The following is a 15,759-nucleotide window of genomic DNA, read 5'->3' as shown; positions in this document are numbered from 1 at the left end:
ACCCGCGCTAGGGTAACCCTGCGGTGGGAGAATTGGGCCTATCATGGACGAAAAACCGGCAAGCGGGCGAAGCGGCTGGAAGCAGGATCCGGCGGGCGTGCGCAAGAACATTCTTGCCGTGGCGATGACGGAGTTTGCCGCCAACGGCCTCTCGGGCGCGCGCATCGATGAGATCGCGGCCAAGACGAACACGTCGAAGCGCATGATTTACTATTATTTCGGCGACAAGGAAGGACTCTACGGCAAGGTTCTGGAAGAGGCCTACCGGGAGGTCCGTGCCGGCGAACAGGAACTCGAGCTTGATGATCTGCCGCCGCTCGAAGCGCTGACGAGACTGGCCGAGTTCACTTTCGAACACCACAGCCGACATCCGGACTTCATCCGTATCGTCATGATCGAAAACATACACCACGCCGAATATATGGGGCAGTCGGAGCTGATAAGCCTGCTCAATGCAGGCGCCATCCAGAAGCTGGAGGCGATCTGCCGGCGCGGCCGCGAAGCGGCCCTGTTTCGTGACGACGTGACGCCGCTCGAACTGCACTGGCACATCAGCGCGATGAGCTTCTTCAACGTCTCGAACCGTGCCACCTTCTCGCGCATTTTCGGCCACGATCTGTTCGACGCAAGAGGCCAGGATGCGTTGAAGCGGCATATGGTCGAAATGGTTGTCGGCCTCGCGCTCAAGCGGGACCGGCGACGACTTCGCTGAGTCCTAATGTCTGCGCGATGGTACGGCAGAATGCTACCAAAGCGAGTTCATCGCCGACAACGTACGTAGCGCCAAGATCGTCATCTCCCGGCGCCGGCCGCGTCGATGAGATCGCGGTGATCTCGGCCGAACGGTACAGCGCCCAGGCCGGGGCCGACGTCGTTCGCGACTATCTTCAGAATACGCAGGCCAAGGACAGGGTCGATGTTCTCATGTGCGAGAACGACATCCTGGCCATTGGTGCGCTCGACGAAATCCGGGGCCAGTTTGGGCTGCGCGTGCCGCAGGACATGGCCATTGTCGGTTTCGACAACTACGAGCTTGGCGGAGCGTACGCCTATGGCCTTGCCACTTACGCCCCGCACAGCTTCCTCCTTCATCACGGCGGTACCCCAACGTCGCGGGCCAGATCACGAATGGTGTCTGGCCCCGTCGAGTTGGCGAGCTTGACCTCGTGGTCGCGCGCCGCAAGCTTCCGCGCCAAGGCGGCGCCGATGTTGCCCCCCCCCAATAATTCCTATCTTCATGGGATGTCCTGTCGTGCGTAAACCGCCGCCACGTCAGACCGGCAGGCCAAGCTGCTTTCGCAGGCTCTTGTCGAATGCGGATGCGGGGACGAAGCGGCGCAGGACACTGACCTGGCGCGCCATTTTTCCCGCCGCATAGCGCCGCTTCGGCGTAGGGTCGGTCGCGGCCGCCAGAACGGTGTTGGCGACCACTTCGGGCGTATCGCCTTTTTCCATCGCCTTCCGCACGGCTACGGCCATGCCGGCACGCGCGGCGTCATAGATGTCGAGCACCTGGTCAGGTCTGGCCAGATTGTCTTCGAACGACGTTTGGGTATAGGCCGGCTCGACCAATGCGACGCGAATTCCGAACGGCCGCAGTTCGTGGTCGAGCGATTCGGAATAGCCTTCAACGGCGTGTTTGGTCGACGAATAAAGCGCGAAATAGGGAGCCGGGATGAACCCCTGCACCGAGCTCAGATTGACGATCCTGCCCTTTCCCTGACGTCGCATGGTCGGCAGCACCGCGTTGGTCATTCGGATGACGCCGAAGACATTCACGTCGAACAGCGCTTGAGCCTGGGTGGTCGAGGACTCCTCCGCGCCGCCAAGCAGGCCCATGCCGGCATTGTTGACGAGCAGGTCGATGCGCCCGGCCTCGGCCAGCACCTCGTCGACCAGCTTCGCGACGGACGCGTCGTCGGTCACGTCGCAGGTCAGCATGGTGATGCCGTCGGATTTCTTGGAGACCGCGCGACGGCTGGTTCCGAACACGCGAAAGCCCGCATTCTGCAGGGCCTTGGCTGTCACTTGCCCGATGCCGGAGGATGCCCCTGTGGCGATGGCGACGCCAGGATTGGTCTTATTCATGGAGATCACTTTCTTGGGGTTGGATTGGAGCAGCGAGAAGTCTGGAGCGAAAGCGTCAGTCGGGAGCGGCTCGACCGTTCGCGCCGTCTCCGTCCCAGCGCCGGAACAGCACGCTGGCATTGACGCCTCCGAAGCCGAAACCGTTGGCGATCGCGTAGTCCATCTCCATCGGCCGGACCTCGTTTGCCACGAAGTCTATTCCGTCGGCCGCCGGATCGGGCGCACTCAGATTGAGAGTCGGCGGTGCCACCTGATCCCTGAGCGCCAGGATCGTGAAGATCGCGCCAAGCCCGCCGGCCGCCCCGAGCAGGTGTCCGGTCGCCGACTTGGTTCCGCTGACGGCGATCGAGAAATCCGCGCCGAAGACGCTTTTGATCGCTTCGATTTCGCCCAGGTCGCCCACCGGCGTGGAGGTCGCGTGCGCGTTGAGGTGGCGGATCTCGCGGGGGGAAATGCCTGCTTGGGCAATCGCGATCTCCATGGCGCGCCGCGCGCCATCGCCATCCTCGGGGCCGGAAGTAACGTGATGGGCGTCTGCCGTCGTGCCATAGCCAACGACCTCAGCGAGCGGCTCCGCGCCGCGCGCCAGCGCATGGCTCAATTCCTCGATGACGAGGATGCCAGCGCCTTCGCCCATGACGAAGCCGTCCCGCGACATGTCGAATGGACGGGAGGCCTGGTCGGGGCGGTGGTTGAAGGATGTCGAGAGCGAGCGTGCGGCTGCAAAACCGCCGAGACTGACGGTGTTCATGCATGCTTCCGTGCCTCCGCACACGGCTATGTCGGCTTCATCGGCGCGGATGATACGGGCCGCATCGCCGATCGCCTGGATGCCGGCAGCGCACGCCGTCACCGGTGCTCCGATGTGGCCCTTGAAGCCGTGGCGGATCGAGATGTGGCCCGCAGCGAGATTCACCAGGAAAGACGGCACCGTGAACGGTGAAAGACGCCGGACGCCGCGTTGATCGACCGTGCGCACCGCCTCGGTGATGGCGGGGAACCCGCCGACGCCTGAAGCAATGATCGTCGCGGTGCGAGCCCGCTCGTTTTCCGAGGCCGGCTTCCACCTAGACTGGGCAAGCGCTTCTTCCGCCGCAGCCAGCGCGAAGAGAATGAAGCGATCGATTCTTCGCTGATCCTTTGGAGCCACGAAGGCATTCGCATCGAGGCCGGCTTCCGGGTCTTCCTCCCGGAGAGGAACCACGCCGCCAACCTTCGCGGGCAAATCTCCAACAATCTCGTCGGCCAGCCTCCGGATGCCCGAGCGGCCGGCCAGGAGGCGCGACCAAGACCTTTCGACATTGGCGGCAAGGGGGGTAACCGCGCCCATGCCCGTAACAACAATCCGCCGCATCTATTCTCCTTTCGATTCCAGCACTCTTCCGGTGCCAACCGGTGTGGCTCGGGGCTGGCCCGGATCCGGCAGCCAGCCGAGCTGGATGACCGTTTCGCCGCTCGGCGTGCAAACGACCGAAAAGCTCGCAATCGAAGATGTGAGCATCACTGCTGCCTCGCCCTTGCACGCAACTCCGAGACTTGCGCTTCCCTGACTCGCCTTTCGAGGAGATCCAGCTCGGTGGTGTCGATCGCCTCCTCAAACCGGCGCAATTCTTCCAGCCAGTGGCGCCAAGACGCCCGTCGTCCCTTGGTTGGAGAAGCCATTGTCATTGGGCCGATCCCCGTTGGCGACCAGCGGCCAGCCCCGCCCGTATGCTCTCGGCGGCCGCTTGCAGGAATTGCTCCGACAGCCCCTCGTCATTGACGGCCCTCGAAAGGATGACCGCGCCGACCATGGTCGAGAGAATTGCCATGGCCTTGTCGCGGGAATCCCCTTGGCGCGCATCGCCAACCCAACCGCCGAGCAGGTCGAGGTATTTCCTGATCCCCGTTTCGAATGACGCTTTGACGTCGCTGCCTTGCCTGGCGGCATCCGAACCGAGCGCCACAACCGGGCAGCCGTCCATCCTTTCTCCGCGATGCCCGCTACTAAGGTAGAACTCGATCACAGCACCAACTGGATCTTCGGGTTTCGATGCAGTTGCCTCCGCCCATCGGTGGGCAGAGCTCTCCATCGCCCGCCTGGACGCCTGCGCCGCCAGGTCCTCCTTTGATGCGAACTGTTTGTAAAAAGCACCTTGGGTTAGCCCGGCGCCCTTCATCAGATCCTTCAGGCCGATGCCGTCGAAGCCATGCTCCCGAAAAAGCCGGCTGGCCACATCGATCACGGTTTGCCGGTTCTGCTCAGCCTGATTGCGACTCACGCGCATCATCATCTCCTTTTTTAGATTGCATTCGTAATCTATAACCTATAGAGTTCGAACGCAATCTAATTCGACATGAGGCTGACGGGCATGAAAAAGAGATCGGTTATTATGCTGGGCGGGGTCCTGCTGGCCGGATCAGGGGCGATCGCGGTATCAGGGGCGACGGCATTCGCCACATTCGCCAATCCCGCGCAGGAGGCTTCCGCCGCGAACGATCCAAGACAGGAGCCGCCCGTCGTCAAGCTGGCGACGGCAGCGCGGGTAAGCGGTTCCGAACGCAGCTTCACCGGCATCATAGGGGCGAGGGTGGAGAGCAATCTCGGCTTCCGCGTCCCCGGCAAGATCGTCGAGCGGCTGGTGAATGTCGGCCAGCAGGTCAAAGCCGGCCAGCCGCTGATGCGGATCGACGACACCGATCTTCGCCTGGCGCTCACGGCAAAGCACAATGCCGTTGTTGCCGCGCGCGCGCGATCGTGGCTCAGACGCAACCGGATGAACGGCGATATGCCAATCTGCTGAAAGACGGATGGGTCCCCCGGCAGCGCTACGAGCAGGCAAAGGCCGCGCTGGACACAGCCACGGCCCAGCTCGCCGCCGCCGAGGCGGAAGCGAAGGTCGCGGAGAATGAGGCGATATACGCCGTCCTGCTGGCGGACGCCGATGGAACGGTGGTCGACACGCTCGGCGAGCCGGGCCAGGTCGTCTCCGCCGGCCAGACGGTGGTCCGGATCGCATTGACCTGGTCCTTCGGCTTACTCACCCATGCACAGGGTTCTGCTCGATGATGCCGAGTTCGACCGCGTAGGTGAGAATGCCGCCGAAGAGACCGATCGTCCGAGATGCTGTTCGGCTCCGCCACGCACGATTGCTCGCCCACGCAGCTTTTCCGTCTTCACGTTGGCGCGTGTCTTGCCGGCCATGATGTCCTTCATGGCTTGGGTGATGTCGGCCTTGGCCAAATCCCGGACCCGTCGACGCCCGAGCAGAGGAAAGATGTGGCGCTCTATGCTTCCGACATCGGTGGAGATCGTCGGGCCTTAGGCCGCCCGCTCTTGCCGAGCACAAGGCCATTCCTCAGATCTTCGAGATAGCGGGTGCAGAGTTCCTTGACGGTGATCGCTTGAGCGAGAAGCAGTTCCGTCACGATTCGGCCTACTGAGCCGATTCGTCCGGCCGCGCCAGTCACGAGAATCGGAAGTTCATACTGTGTCTCGTTCATCTTCCGCCTCGCTCAGAATGAACATGCATCGCCGCACCACCATGGCTTCACGCGGCACCTCGATCGGCAAAATGACTTCGCCCGTCATCCTTTGAGGAAAGCCAACAGGTCTGCATTCACTTGGTCGGCGTGGGTGACGCACATGCCATGCGGGGCGCCGGCATATTCCTTCAGGGTCGCCTTCGGCAGGATCTTCACCGAACGCCTGGAGGCAATATCGATCGGAACGATCTGATCGTCATCGCCCTGCAGGAGCAGGGTTGGGATCGTCATCTTCTTGAGGTCATCCGTGAAGTCGGTCTCGGAGAAGGCCTTGATGCAGTCATACTCGCCTTGGAGGCTTCCCATCATGCCCTGAAGCCAGAAGGAGTCGATCTGCCCCTGCGAAACCTTCGCGCTAGGACGGTTATAGCCGAAGAACGGCATCGCCAGTTCCTTGAAGAACCCCGCTCGATCTGCAACCAGGCTCGAGCGCAGGCCATCGAACACGCTCATCGGCGCGCTGTTGGGGTTCGTGGGCGTCTGCGCCATGTGCGGAGGCACCGCGGAAATCAAGACCGCTTTCGACACACGCGACGTGCCGTGACGGCCAATATAGCGCGCGACCTCTCCGCCGCCCGTCGAGTGGCCGATCATGGTTGCACCCTTGATGTCGAGCGTCGCCAGGAGCGTGGCGAGATCGTCGGCATAGGTATCCATGTCGTTGCCGGTCCAGGTCTGATCCGACCGACCATGGCTGCGGCGATCGTGGGCGATGACGCGGTAGCCATTGTTCCCCAGGAACAGCATCTGGGCGTCCCAGGCGTCCGCGGTGAGCGGCCATCCATGGGAGAAGGTGACGACCGGGCCGGCGCCCCAGTCCTTGAAGTAGATCTTCGCGCCGTCTTTCATTGTCGCGGTCGTCATCGGGCTGGCACCTTTCTCGGGGCTGGAAGAATGGGCTGTGGGGATTTTGTTGGTGGCCGCAGACGCTGATCGGTGAAATGCGACCGTCGCAGCCACGCCGGTAGCGGCGACAAGCAATGCGCGGCGCGGGACTTGGAGGCCTGCCGTTGTCTTGCGGTTGGTCATGGCCGTTCTCCTTGCAAATGGATCGTAAGGGCGCCGGCTCGGGCCTTGCGACCCGAGGCCGGACCGGCCGGTTCTATCTGGCCGGTTCGCGCAGCAGTAAGCCGAGGGGCCAAAGCGGTCCCACAGGGATGAGTTCGAACGTCATCATGCCGGCGCGGCCAAGAGGCAGCACCTCGAGCAATGCGTGCGCCTCGGCGGGATCGGTCACGTTCATCAGGAACACGGCGCCGGATCCATCGGTCTTGGCGAACCATTGGTCGATCTTGCCAGCCAATTGCAGGCGCATGGTGTCGCGCGCCTCGAACGGCATGACAGGAGGCCGCGTTTCCGGCGTGGCCTTGGCTGTCCAACTACCGATCGCCAACACCTTCGTCGTCAGGGCCGCCGCGGCCTTCATTTCGGCGTCAACGGTCGTGGATTTCTTGTCGTCTGACATGGTCGTCAAAACCTTCATTAGTAGGGGGTTACTTCCATGACGGGCGGGCTAGCGGTGTGCGGGGCTGCTTGACCTGCAGGCTGAGCCAAACCCAACCTCGGAACTGATCACCATAAGGGCTCCAGCCAGCACGCTGAGGCCGATTTGATCCAAGCGGGTCCATAGCCGCTCATGACAGCATCGCCTTCGCTACCGGCGCGGGCTCATCGGCCTGCAGCCAATGGCCCGCCGGTATGACGGTGAGGGACGCATTTTTGAGCTGGGATTGACGCCGCTCGGCCATGGCGACGGGGAAGTAGGGGTCGTATTGTCCCCAGATCAGCTTGACCGGAATATCGAGCGTCTTGAGCGCCGTCAGATGCTTGGCGTTTCGGGCGTGTTCATCGAAGAATTCCGCCGCTAACTGCACGAAGGCAGGACCGGCGCCGGGTTGGGCGATGAAGTTGTCGCTGATCAGCGGACCGATGAACGCGCTGAAATGGGGTCTTTGCGCCTCAGGCAAGGAGTCCAGGAATTTCTTCTGCTGCCATTTCAGCAGCCAGCCTAACTGTTCGGGGCTCTGGGCGATCGCTATTGCAAGGGCCTGCATGCTGCGAGTCGCAAAGAGCGTGATCATCTCGGGCCAAAGAACCGTGGAGTCCTCGCTATAGGCCGAGTTGAGCATGATCGCGGAGTCGACGCTTCCCGGATGGGCGAGCGCGTAGTTGAGCGTCGCCATCCCGGAGGAGTCGTGAGCGACCGGAACGATCGTTCTCAGGTCCAGACCCTCGACGACCGCTTCAAGGTCGCCCAGTTGCTGCTTAAAGCTATAGGCGGCGCCGGCGGGCTTGTCTGAGGCACCAAAGCCCAGGAAATCGAACGTCACGACACGCCGGCCGCTGGTGACCAAATGCGGAACCAGATCGTCCCAGATGTGCAGATTGTCGGGGAAGCCGTGCATGAGCACGAACGCCGGGCCGGCACCCGCATAATCTCGAGCGTAGAGGCTTCCTTCGCCCCGCGGAATACGGTGCTCGGAGAACTCGCCTGGATCAGAAGACATGCATCATCCTAACTTCCTCGTGGAGGCGCTGAGGTCGGCGCGTGATTAACGATCATGCCGCAAGAAGATTCGCCTCTTGCGGACTTACCGGAGAGTCGTATCTGCGAGTACCTGACCGTGCAGCCGCGGAACTACGTTGATGACGGCCAAGAATATTCTTCTCTGCCTCGGCCCGAGAAGTGAGCGATAACTGAGTCAGGCGGGACGTGAGCTGTTTGTTCCTTGTACCTTAGCGGCTCAAGCGTTTCCGGCGTAGGTCGTTCTTGCCACCATTCGTGACATGGGTCGGTCCGGGCCACGCGCAGCCTGTCGAGTGCGGACGTCGAGTGGCTGTTTCGGATCAGCGCTCGTGGATGTCACTAAATTCGGGTAGTGTACGAATTCCGGACGCGAGGAGTGGATATGCATCGAGTTGGGTTCATCGTGCCGCAACGGTTTCAGTTGATGAGCCTTGCGGCGCTGACGGCGTTCGAGATCGTGAACCTGCCCCCGGCCGACCAGCGCTACGACATCCATTTATTGTCGGAACATGGCGGTCCGGTTCGGTCTTCCTCCGGAATGATGCTGGAAACCGAGGCGTTTGGAGATCCAGTCTTCGACACGGTCATCGTGGGCTCGATCACCGAGATGGACATGCCGTCGTCCGGTGCGACGATGATCGCGTTCGTGCAGGAGGCCGCCAAGGCGTCGAGGCGCATCGCCTCCATCTGCAGCGGAGCGTTTGTGCTGGCTGAAGCGGGCCTTCTGAGGGGTCGGCGCGCGACGATGCACTGGGCCCATGCAGCGAGCTTCAGGGCTCGGTTTCCGGATGTGAGGGCGGAGGAGGACCGGATATTCATCAATGACGGTCCGGTATGGACGTCGGCTGGAATGACGGCCGGGATCGACCTGGTCCTGGCATTGATCGACAATGATCTCGGTCCCGAAGCTGCGAAAATGGTCGCCAGGCTACTGGTCATGAACCAGCGTCGGATGGGTGGACAAAAACAGCATTCCGCCCTCCTCGATATGACGCCGAAGTCCGATCGCATCGAATTGGTCCTGGCGCACATCCGTCAGAATCTGCGGAATCCGCTCACGATCGAGGAGCTTGCGGCGGTCGCCAGTCTCAGCCCCCGCCAGTTCAGTCGTGCCTTTCTGGCTGAGACCGGCCAGTCACCGGCAAAAGCCGTGGAGCGGCTTAGGCTGGAGGCAGCCAGGTTCATGGTTGAAGAGGGGCGGCACACGGTTAACGTCGTGGCGCAGGAGACGGGATTTGCGAACCGCGAACGCATGCGTCGCGCGTTCCTCCGGACCTTCGGCGTGCCCGCAGAGGCGTTGCGCAGAAACGCGCGACGGGAGGCGGTCGCGGCTGCCTGACTTTGGGCTGTTCAGAATGTGGGCTTTTGAGTCAGGCTCTCAGGGCGCGCCGGTCGTGTCCCTTGGAGTGGTGTAGCTCGGCGGTAGCGAAGTCGCTCGCTCGCGCGCCCTCAACAGCGCTGTAGTGAGCGAGCGGCTTCGCGGGCGCTCATCGATGTTCCCCAGTAAGGTCGGGCTGCTGAAGCCAACCTGATTCGAAGGAACGATCGATGACCGACGACATGATGAGCTTCCCCACGCTCGTAGAGAAGAGGTCCGATGCCGATCTGCTGTGCGAGATGATCGGCTTGCGCATGATGCCGGAGCCAATAACTCCGCCGGTTACAACCGCGAAGCCGAAGCCCAGGCCAACGAGCGGAGCAGATGGCCTTTGATGCCTAGGCGCTTCTGGCCCATCGCTCGCTACCGGGCTGGGGAATGCTTCGACGCTGGCGAGCCACAACCCCCGAATCTTGCACAGATGCAAGTTCAGAAGCTTGCCGCAGCAGGTCTTTTGCCCGCATCGCGCTCACCGACAGCGGCATACAGCTCTGCCCTGATGCGCTGAAGTTCCGGCAGGCACCAGCCTTCACCAGTTTTGGCGCACTGCGCGAGAGCAAGATCAAGCTCGGCAGCGGCTCCGACATTGTCGCCAACGGCGACGAGTCCTGCCGCGACAACTCCGCGGAACGCCATGTCGTAAAGGACGAAGCCTGCGGCTCGAAGCTTGGTCAGTGCTGAATACATCACGGCCAAGCCATGCTTTGGATCGCCGCACCGGATGAGCAATTCAGCATCGAAGGCGTCGGCATAGGCGCGCCAGGCAGGCCAATCAGCGTGACCAGCTTGGCGTTGAATTCTCGCCTCGTGACAAAAATCTCTATGCGTTAGCTGCTGACACCAAGGCATTGGCCCCTTGGGGGCGCACCATCCGCAAATTGTTGAGGCGGTTGTCGCCTGTTGAAAGGCGATCAGGCTCGCTTGATCTTTGGTGAATATCCGCCGGCGCTCGCCGTTGCCAGGCAGGAAGCGGTCCCAAACTCTCGCGATAGAAGGGACAACTTATAGGGATGGCACCTCAGTGACCCAGTCGTCGGCTGAAGAACTGCCTTAGCCGTCGGTCTGGAATGGTGAAGCAAGCAGACCGACAGTTTTCGGAGCCGGCTTGGTGAAAGCGGACATCTGGCTGGCTGTACTTTGCCGAAAGCGCTGAATTGCGCTAGCCTACGAACATGCGTCGTCGCTGATAGACCATTTTCGCTGAGGGGGCGAAATTCATGGAAATGCAGCAAGTCCGCTATTTTCTGGCCTTGTCGAATACGTTGAACTTCACCAGAGCCGCGGAGGAATGCAACGTCACGCAGCCGGCGCTGACGCGTGCGATCAAGACGCTTGAAGAGGAACTAGGTGGAGAACTCCTTCGGCGCGAGCGTCAGCACTCGCACCTTACCGAACTGGGACGGCGCATGCTGCCGTTGCTGCAGCAGTGCTATGACGCGGCCACATCCGCCAAATCACTGGCCAAAGCCGTTCAAAGCAGCGATGTGGCCCCTCTCAACGTGACCATCTCCAACAGTATCAACATCGCACTGCTGGTTTCGCCGTTCACGGAACTCTTCCGGGCCTATCCCGGCGCGCATCTCAAAATCCAACGCGGGTCGCCAGCAGCTGTCATTGAGGCCCTCAAAAATGGCGAAGTCGAGCTGGCCGTCGCGGGCCCGCTGGGCCAGGCCTGGGATCGTCTCGACACATGGCCACTTTTCCAGGAAGGAATCGAGCTCGCCGTGAATTCCGATCATCCGCTGGCCCGCCGCAATGAGGCCGATGTCGCGTTGGCTCAGCTTGCTGCGGAGCCCGTGCTTAGCCGGATCGATTGGGAGACCTCCGAGGAACTATCGCGTTGCCTGTCCGCAAAAGGCTATTCGCCTCGAACCGCGCATGAGGTCGAGACCGACCAGGACCTGCTGGCCCTGCTGGAGGCGAATGCCGGGGTTGGCTTTGTCTCGCTTACGGCACCGCGATCCTCGAACACCCGACGGCTCAAGCTTCGTGATCTTGACGTCTCGCGAACCGTTTCCGTCTATGCGGTTGCAGGCAGGCAGCGCTCGCCTGTCGCGACAACGCTGCTCAACCTGCTGAGGTCTGCAGACTGGTCGTCCTTCGGCGTCAGCGAGCCCGCCTGAGCGCCGCGATCATCTCGTCAATATCCATGCGGCGGCGGTAGTCCGGATCGACGAAGCGATCCGTGATGATCCCGTCGGTTCCAACGATGAAGGTGGCCGGGATCGGCAGAAACCAACTGCTGTTGCCCTGGTAGTTGGGGAGATCGAACCCGAGCCCCATCAGCCGCTCCATCTCGGCGCCGACCCAGATCGCAAGGTTGAGAGACAATGCATAGCCGTTGTCCATGTCGATCAGAAACGGAAACTGCGCGCCAACGGCGGCCTTCATGGCTTTGGCAAATTTGCGCCGTTCCGGCATGATCACGACGACCTGTCCGCCCAGTTCAACGATCTCGCGCTGCACCTCGACGATGCCGATGGCGTTCAAGCGGCAATAGGGGCACCAATGACCGCGCTGAAAGGTGATGACGGCTGGCCCCTTTTTCAGGATCTCGGCCAGGCTGACGAGCTTGCCCTCGTCGTCAGGCAGCAGAAAATCCGGCATGACCTCGCCCTGAGCCGGCGCCATGGTTCCGGCTCCCTGTTTCTCAAGGCGATCTACCAGTCGCTCTACAGCGTCGGCGAATTCGGAGTTCATACGCCGGACCGCGGCGGCAATCACCGCCAGCCGTTCGTTGAGAGGCGCATCAAGTTCGATGGCTGCCTGGACGGACTGCTCGAATGTCATTGCCTGATCGTCAGCGGCCATATCTGCACTTTCATATGTCGCACACAGCCTACCACCGGAACCCCTCGGCATTCGCCATGTTTTTCCTGCATGGTTTTGATGCCCTACGTGCATCGACGCATGACAGGTTCACCTTCTATTCGCCGGCCGGATCCACGCGTTACATCATGTTCCTGATATCCGCCGAAAAAGTCGGGAAACCGTAGACCATCTCGGACAGACCTCGCGCCGTGATGCCGTGTTTCATGGCGAGCGCGAAGATGTGGACCAGTTCCTCGCCGGCATGGCCCACCAAATGTGCTCCAACGATGCGATCCGTCGACTCATCGACAATTATCTTCGACCATGCGACCGCCTCGGCATAGGTCCTGGCTGAGAACCAGCCTTGCATGTCGTTGACGTGGACCCTGATGCGCAGACCCTGTTCCCTCGCCTTGGCTTCGGTCATTCCGACGCTTGCCACGGCCGGAATGCTTTAGAGCGAGGCTACCATAGTCGGGCCGATGCCTAGGCCCGTCGACGATGTTGCGCCCGACGATGCCGCCCTCATAGGTCGCCACCGGCGAAAGCTGCGGGGAGTTCCACATTGCATCGCCGCAGACATAAACATCGGGATTGGAACGCGAGCGCAGGTGCTCGTCTATCTCGATGCGGCCTTCGCGATGCACGATGACACCCGCCCCAAGATCGAGGCCCTCGACATTGGCCACGCGTCCCGCGCAATTAACGGCCCGATCAGCGTCAACACTGCACTCCACGCCATCTTTCGCGAAGCTCACCCGCAGTCGCCCGTCGGCCGCTTCGATCTTCTTGATCCAAGCCTTGGTATGGATGCCGATGGCCAGCCGCTCGCTCTCGGCACGGATTTGGGCAACGGCATCCTCGTCGAAGCCCCCGAGGAGTTGTGGCAGTGCCTCGAGGACGGTGACCTGAACGCCGGCGCGCGCATAGACGTGGCCCAGTTCGAAGGCGACAACGCCGCCGCCAATAAAAACCACGGCGCGCGGCAGCACAGGATCGTTCAGCACATCGTCGGATGTGGTTAGAAATTCCGACCCCGGAATCGACAGCGGGCGCGGCTTCGAGCCGGTGGCGATGACGATGTTTCTGGCCTCGAGCTCTCGGGCGCCGACGCGGACGGCATTGCTGGCGACGAACGCCGCCTCGCCCCAGATTACATCGACGCCCCGCTTGGCCATCAATCCGGACAGCCGGGATGGAATGTCCCTGATGATATCCTTTTCTCGCTCGATCAAGGCTCGCCAATCGAGCCTCGGCGGTTCGATCTTGATTGCACGGGTGTCGGCCCTTGCGATCTCGTCGAGCGCGTGGGCCGCCGCGACCAGCACCTTCTTCGGCGTGCAGCCGCGATTGGGACAGGTGCCACCGAGATTGCGAGCCTCGATCATGGCGACGGAGAGTCCGGCGGCGCGCATCGCGACCGTGACGTCCATTCCTGCATTGCCGCCGCCCAGGATCACGACGTCATACTTTTCCATCGCAGCGTCTCCGCCGACCTCAGTGAAGCTTGATCCGCGGTCTGGCGCGCCTGACGATCATCTCGCCGATCGAAGCGAGCGTTGTCTTGGCGAGCCCGTGCACCGCCCTGAGATGCATCTTGTGCAGCGAGCGATAGACGAGCCTCGCTACAAGACCCTCGATCTTCAGTCCGCCGATGAGGCTACCAAAAGCACCGTAGTCAGCAAGTGAAACGAGCGAGCCGTAGTCGCGGTAGCGATACGCTGGCGCGATTTGCCCTGCGAGACGTGCTACAATCACCTTGGCCATGTGGTCTGCCTGTTGATGGGCCGTCTGGGCGCGCGGCGGCAAGGCGTTGTCTTCACCCGGCAGCACGCAGTTCGCGCAGTCGCCGATCGCGAACACGTTGTCATCTCCGACCGCGCGCAAGGTTTTATCGACCATCAGGCGGTTGATGCGGTCGGTTTCGAGGCCATCGAGGCCCTTCAGGAATTCCGGCGCCTTGATACCGGCCGCCCAGACGACCAATTCAGCAGGCAGAAAGAGCTTTTCGCCAAGCCGGATGCCGTCTTCGGTCACTTCGGTGACCCTTATTCCGCATCGTATCTGGACGCCCAGCTTGATCAGCAAGCGTGCCGTTGCGCGCGCCATCTCCTCAGGCAGTGCAGGCAGAATCCGGGGCCCTGCTTCGACGATGGTGATGCGGATCAGCCTTTCGAAATCGATATTGTCGAGATTGTGCGACGCAATTTCGCGCATCGACTTGTGCAGTTCCGCAGCCAGTTCGACACCGGTTGCGCCGGCACCGACGATGACGCAATGAAGCTGACCCGGCGAAAGCGGCTCGTATTGCGCGTTGGCGCGCAGGCATGCGTCGATCATCCGCTTGTTGAACCGGGCCGCCTGCTCCGCGGTGTCGAGCGAAATGGCGTGGCGCGCGGCGCCCGGCGTGCCGAAATCGTTGCTGACGCTGCCGACTGCCATGACGAGTGTGTCGTAACCCAGGACACGTGGTGGTATGACCTGGCGACCGCCTTCGTCGAAGCTGGGCGCAACGAAGACCTGGCGCTTGGCGCGATCGATGCCAACGACCTCGCCAATGCGATATCGGTAGCCGTGTCGGCTGGCATGGGCGATGTATTCAACCGCGTCGTGCGAGGCGCTCAAGGCGCCGGATGCCACCTCATGCAGAAGCGGCTTCCAGATATGGGTGCGGTTTCGGTCGACAAGCGTGACGGAAAGCCGCCGGTTGCCGAATTTGCGGCCGAGGCGTGTCGCCAGTTCCAGGCCGCCGGCGCCGCCGCCCACAATGACCACGCGATGCAGCGACTTGTCCGCGTGCGAGGGAGTCTCCGGGATCGTGCGGAACAGCGCAGCATCGTTGGCGAGCACGGCTTCCGGGATCAACCGCATGCCGGGAGTGATGATCTGCATCGGTGGTCTCCGTATCTTTCTCGTCGCGGCGCATCACTCTTGGGATTCGTGGATCACGATGCCCTGAAGCATGTCGACCTCGCATTCCCAGGGCTTGTCGGTGAGGACGCGCTGCCCATGCTCGTATCCTGCCTGCCAGCGCGTGCGGATGCCCGAGCGGGTGAAGTCGATGTCCTTGGTGTGGTCCTCGCCGTCCAGTCGCGGCGAAAGCAGGCGGACGAGGTGCATGACCGATGGGCAGCCATAGGAGGCGAGTTCCTTGAACATCGGATCCTCGCGACGCTCCTCGGGCACGAGCCTGCCCATTTCGCGCACGACATGCCGCAACCGATGCAGTTGCTCCTGCCGAGCGACATGGCTCCGGCCGCGGCTGGCGTATTGAAGATCCTTTTGCCGGCCCATGACCTGCCAGATTGACTTCGGCTCAGTGGCACGGGGCTGCCACATGTTGACCGCAAAGATCAGCGCGTCTCGCCTGGGTCGCGCATCGAGCACCACCTCGATCGGCGTGTTCGAATAGATGCCGCCGTCCCAATAC

General features: G+C 62.0%; 16 protein-coding genes and 4 pseudogenes. 6 read left to right on the top strand and 14 right to left on the bottom strand.

Going from position 1 to position 15,759, the window contains the following annotated elements:
• The first annotated feature begins 43 nt into the window (after positions 1 to 43).
• Together EOA24_RS08680 and EOA24_RS42895 are read left to right on the top strand one after the other, a co-directional pair.
• Positions 44 to 712 carry a TetR/AcrR family transcriptional regulator gene (locus EOA24_RS08680; protein WP_126080030.1) on the top strand — a complete coding sequence of 223 codons (669 nt, stop codon included), beginning with the start codon at positions 44 to 46 and terminating at the stop codon, positions 710 to 712.
• Positions 713 to 819: 107 nt separating this feature from the next.
• Positions 820 to 1,068: pseudogene (locus tag EOA24_RS42895) on the top strand (substrate-binding domain-containing protein); the annotation flags it as partial.
• Here EOA24_RS42895 and EOA24_RS42890 read toward each other — a convergent pair.
• From EOA24_RS42890 to EOA24_RS08660, 4 genes and pseudogenes are all read right to left on the bottom strand, one after another.
• Positions 1,066 to 1,239 (bottom strand): annotated as a pseudogene (locus EOA24_RS42890) (NAD(P)-binding domain-containing protein); the annotation flags it as partial. The pseudogenes EOA24_RS42895 and EOA24_RS42890 overlap by 3 nt on opposite strands.
• A 33-nt stretch (positions 1,240 to 1,272) precedes the next feature.
• Positions 1,273 to 2,088, bottom strand: coding sequence for an oxidoreductase (locus EOA24_RS08670; protein ID WP_126080031.1), 816 nt, complete (start codon positions 2,086 to 2,088; stop codon positions 1,273 to 1,275).
• A gap of 55 nt (positions 2,089 to 2,143) precedes the next feature.
• The gene (gene fabF, locus EOA24_RS08665; RefSeq protein WP_126080032.1) at positions 2,144 to 3,442 is read right to left on the bottom strand and encodes a beta-ketoacyl-ACP synthase II; all 1,299 of its coding nucleotides are present in this window, start codon (positions 3,440 to 3,442) and stop codon (positions 2,144 to 2,146) included.
• A gap of 310 nt (positions 3,443 to 3,752) precedes the next feature.
• Complete coding sequence (locus tag EOA24_RS08660) at positions 3,753 to 4,355, bottom strand: TetR/AcrR family transcriptional regulator (protein ID WP_126083610.1); 603 nt, start codon at positions 4,353 to 4,355, stop codon at positions 3,753 to 3,755.
• A gap of 84 nt (positions 4,356 to 4,439) precedes the next feature.
• Between EOA24_RS08660 and EOA24_RS08655 the strand changes: the two are divergent.
• Positions 4,440 to 5,080: pseudogene (locus tag EOA24_RS08655) on the top strand (efflux RND transporter periplasmic adaptor subunit); the annotation flags it as partial.
• 8 nt (positions 5,081 to 5,088) lie between these two features.
• Here EOA24_RS08655 and EOA24_RS08650 read toward each other — a convergent pair.
• The 4 genes and pseudogenes from EOA24_RS08650 to EOA24_RS08635 all read right to left on the bottom strand — a co-directional run.
• Positions 5,089 to 5,571: pseudogene (locus tag EOA24_RS08650) on the bottom strand (hypothetical protein); the annotation flags it as partial.
• Between the two features lie 84 nt (positions 5,572 to 5,655).
• Positions 5,656 to 6,477 (bottom strand): alpha/beta hydrolase, encoded by an 822-nt coding sequence (locus EOA24_RS08645; protein WP_126083611.1) that lies wholly within the window; start codon positions 6,475 to 6,477, stop codon positions 5,656 to 5,658.
• Between the two features lie 238 nt (positions 6,478 to 6,715).
• A complete protein-coding gene (locus EOA24_RS42380) occupies positions 6,716 to 7,078 on the bottom strand; it encodes a hypothetical protein (protein ID WP_245463134.1) in 363 nt (120 codons plus the stop codon).
• A gap of 169 nt (positions 7,079 to 7,247) precedes the next feature.
• Positions 7,248 to 8,120, bottom strand: coding sequence for an alpha/beta hydrolase (locus EOA24_RS08635; RefSeq protein ID WP_126080034.1), 873 nt, complete (start codon positions 8,118 to 8,120; stop codon positions 7,248 to 7,250).
• Positions 8,121 to 8,522: 402 nt separating this feature from the next.
• On the opposite strand from EOA24_RS08635, the gene EOA24_RS08630 reads away from it, so the two are divergent.
• Both EOA24_RS08630 and EOA24_RS41500 read left to right on the top strand, forming a co-directional pair.
• Positions 8,523 to 9,479, top strand: coding sequence for a GlxA family transcriptional regulator (locus EOA24_RS08630; RefSeq protein ID WP_126080035.1), 957 nt, complete (start codon positions 8,523 to 8,525; stop codon positions 9,477 to 9,479).
• 209 nt (positions 9,480 to 9,688) lie between these two features.
• Complete coding sequence (locus EOA24_RS41500; RefSeq protein WP_189343299.1) at positions 9,689 to 9,853, top strand: hypothetical protein; 165 nt, start codon at positions 9,689 to 9,691, stop codon at positions 9,851 to 9,853.
• Positions 9,854 to 9,947: 94 nt separating this feature from the next.
• Here EOA24_RS41500 and EOA24_RS08625 read toward each other — a convergent pair whose 3' ends face one another.
• Positions 9,948 to 10,367, bottom strand: coding sequence for a hypothetical protein (locus tag EOA24_RS08625; protein WP_126080036.1), 420 nt, complete (start codon positions 10,365 to 10,367; stop codon positions 9,948 to 9,950).
• A 368-nt stretch (positions 10,368 to 10,735) separates the two neighbouring features.
• On the opposite strand from EOA24_RS08625, the gene EOA24_RS08620 reads away from it, so the two are divergent.
• Positions 10,736 to 11,641, top strand: a complete 906-nt coding sequence (locus EOA24_RS08620; RefSeq protein ID WP_126080037.1) for a LysR family transcriptional regulator — start codon at positions 10,736 to 10,738, stop codon at positions 11,639 to 11,641.
• Here the strand turns inward: EOA24_RS08620 and EOA24_RS08615 are convergent.
• The 5 genes from EOA24_RS08615 to EOA24_RS08600 form a co-directional block, all read right to left on the bottom strand.
• Complete coding sequence (locus EOA24_RS08615) at positions 11,625 to 12,422, bottom strand: peroxiredoxin-like family protein (RefSeq protein ID WP_348633069.1); 798 nt, start codon at positions 12,420 to 12,422, stop codon at positions 11,625 to 11,627. The two genes, EOA24_RS08620 and EOA24_RS08615, sit on opposite strands and share 17 nt — an antisense overlap.
• A gap of 46 nt (positions 12,423 to 12,468) precedes the next feature.
• A complete protein-coding gene (locus tag EOA24_RS42375) occupies positions 12,469 to 12,720 on the bottom strand; it encodes a hypothetical protein (protein ID WP_245463467.1) in 252 nt (83 codons plus the stop codon).
• Positions 12,632 to 13,807, bottom strand: a complete 1,176-nt coding sequence (locus EOA24_RS08610) for an NAD(P)/FAD-dependent oxidoreductase (protein WP_210213584.1) — start codon at positions 13,805 to 13,807, stop codon at positions 12,632 to 12,634. Before EOA24_RS08610 ends, EOA24_RS42375 begins: the two co-directional genes overlap by 89 nt.
• Positions 13,808 to 13,826: 19 nt before the next feature.
• Positions 13,827 to 15,221, bottom strand: coding sequence for an NAD(P)/FAD-dependent oxidoreductase (locus EOA24_RS08605; RefSeq protein WP_245467291.1), 1,395 nt, complete (start codon positions 15,219 to 15,221; stop codon positions 13,827 to 13,829).
• A gap of 33 nt (positions 15,222 to 15,254) precedes the next feature.
• Positions 15,255 to 15,759, bottom strand: a 505-nt coding sequence (locus EOA24_RS08600; RefSeq protein WP_189353889.1) for a DUF3734 domain-containing protein, incomplete at its 5' end; no start/stop codon positions are given.

Source organism: Mesorhizobium sp. M2A.F.Ca.ET.039.01.1.1, from assembly GCF_003998035.1.
Classification (GTDB): Bacteria; Pseudomonadota; Alphaproteobacteria; order Rhizobiales; family Rhizobiaceae; genus Mesorhizobium.
Note: the sequence above shows the minus strand (reverse complement) of the source record. Positions and strands in the feature narration are given on the sequence as shown.

Excerpts from the sequence above, each read along its gene's own strand:
- EOA24_RS08680 (WP_126080030.1), top strand. The coding sequence starts at position 44 with ATGGACGAAAAACCGGCAAGCGGGCGAAGCGGCTGGAAGCAGGATCCG.
- EOA24_RS08670 (WP_126080031.1), bottom strand. The coding sequence starts at position 2,088 with ATGAATAAGACCAATCCTGGCGTCGCCATCGCCACAGGGGCATCCTCC.
- fabF (WP_126080032.1), bottom strand. The coding sequence starts at position 3,442 with ATGCGGCGGATTGTTGTTACGGGCATGGGCGCGGTTACCCCCCTTGCC.
- EOA24_RS08660 (WP_126083610.1), bottom strand. The coding sequence starts at position 4,355 with ATGCGCGTGAGTCGCAATCAGGCTGAGCAGAACCGGCAAACCGTGATC.
- EOA24_RS08645 (WP_126083611.1), bottom strand. The coding sequence starts at position 6,477 with ATGACGACCGCGACAATGAAAGACGGCGCGAAGATCTACTTCAAGGAC.
- EOA24_RS42380 (WP_245463134.1), bottom strand. The coding sequence starts at position 7,078 with ATGTCAGACGACAAGAAATCCACGACCGTTGACGCCGAAATGAAGGCC.
- EOA24_RS08635 (WP_126080034.1), bottom strand. The coding sequence starts at position 8,120 with ATGTCTTCTGATCCAGGCGAGTTCTCCGAGCACCGTATTCCGCGGGGC.
- EOA24_RS08630 (WP_126080035.1), top strand. The coding sequence starts at position 8,523 with ATGCATCGAGTTGGGTTCATCGTGCCGCAACGGTTTCAGTTGATGAGC.
- EOA24_RS41500 (WP_189343299.1), top strand. The coding sequence starts at position 9,689 with ATGACCGACGACATGATGAGCTTCCCCACGCTCGTAGAGAAGAGGTCC.
- EOA24_RS08625 (WP_126080036.1), bottom strand. The coding sequence starts at position 10,367 with ATGCCTTGGTGTCAGCAGCTAACGCATAGAGATTTTTGTCACGAGGCG.
- EOA24_RS08620 (WP_126080037.1), top strand. The coding sequence starts at position 10,736 with ATGGAAATGCAGCAAGTCCGCTATTTTCTGGCCTTGTCGAATACGTTG.
- EOA24_RS08615 (WP_348633069.1), bottom strand. The coding sequence starts at position 12,422 with ATGCACGTAGGGCATCAAAACCATGCAGGAAAAACATGGCGAATGCCG.
- EOA24_RS08610 (WP_210213584.1), bottom strand. The coding sequence starts at position 13,807 with ATGGAAAAGTATGACGTCGTGATCCTGGGCGGCGGCAATGCAGGAATG.
- EOA24_RS08605 (WP_245467291.1), bottom strand. The coding sequence starts at position 15,221 with ATGCAGATCATCACTCCCGGCATGCGGTTGATCCCGGAAGCCGTGCTC.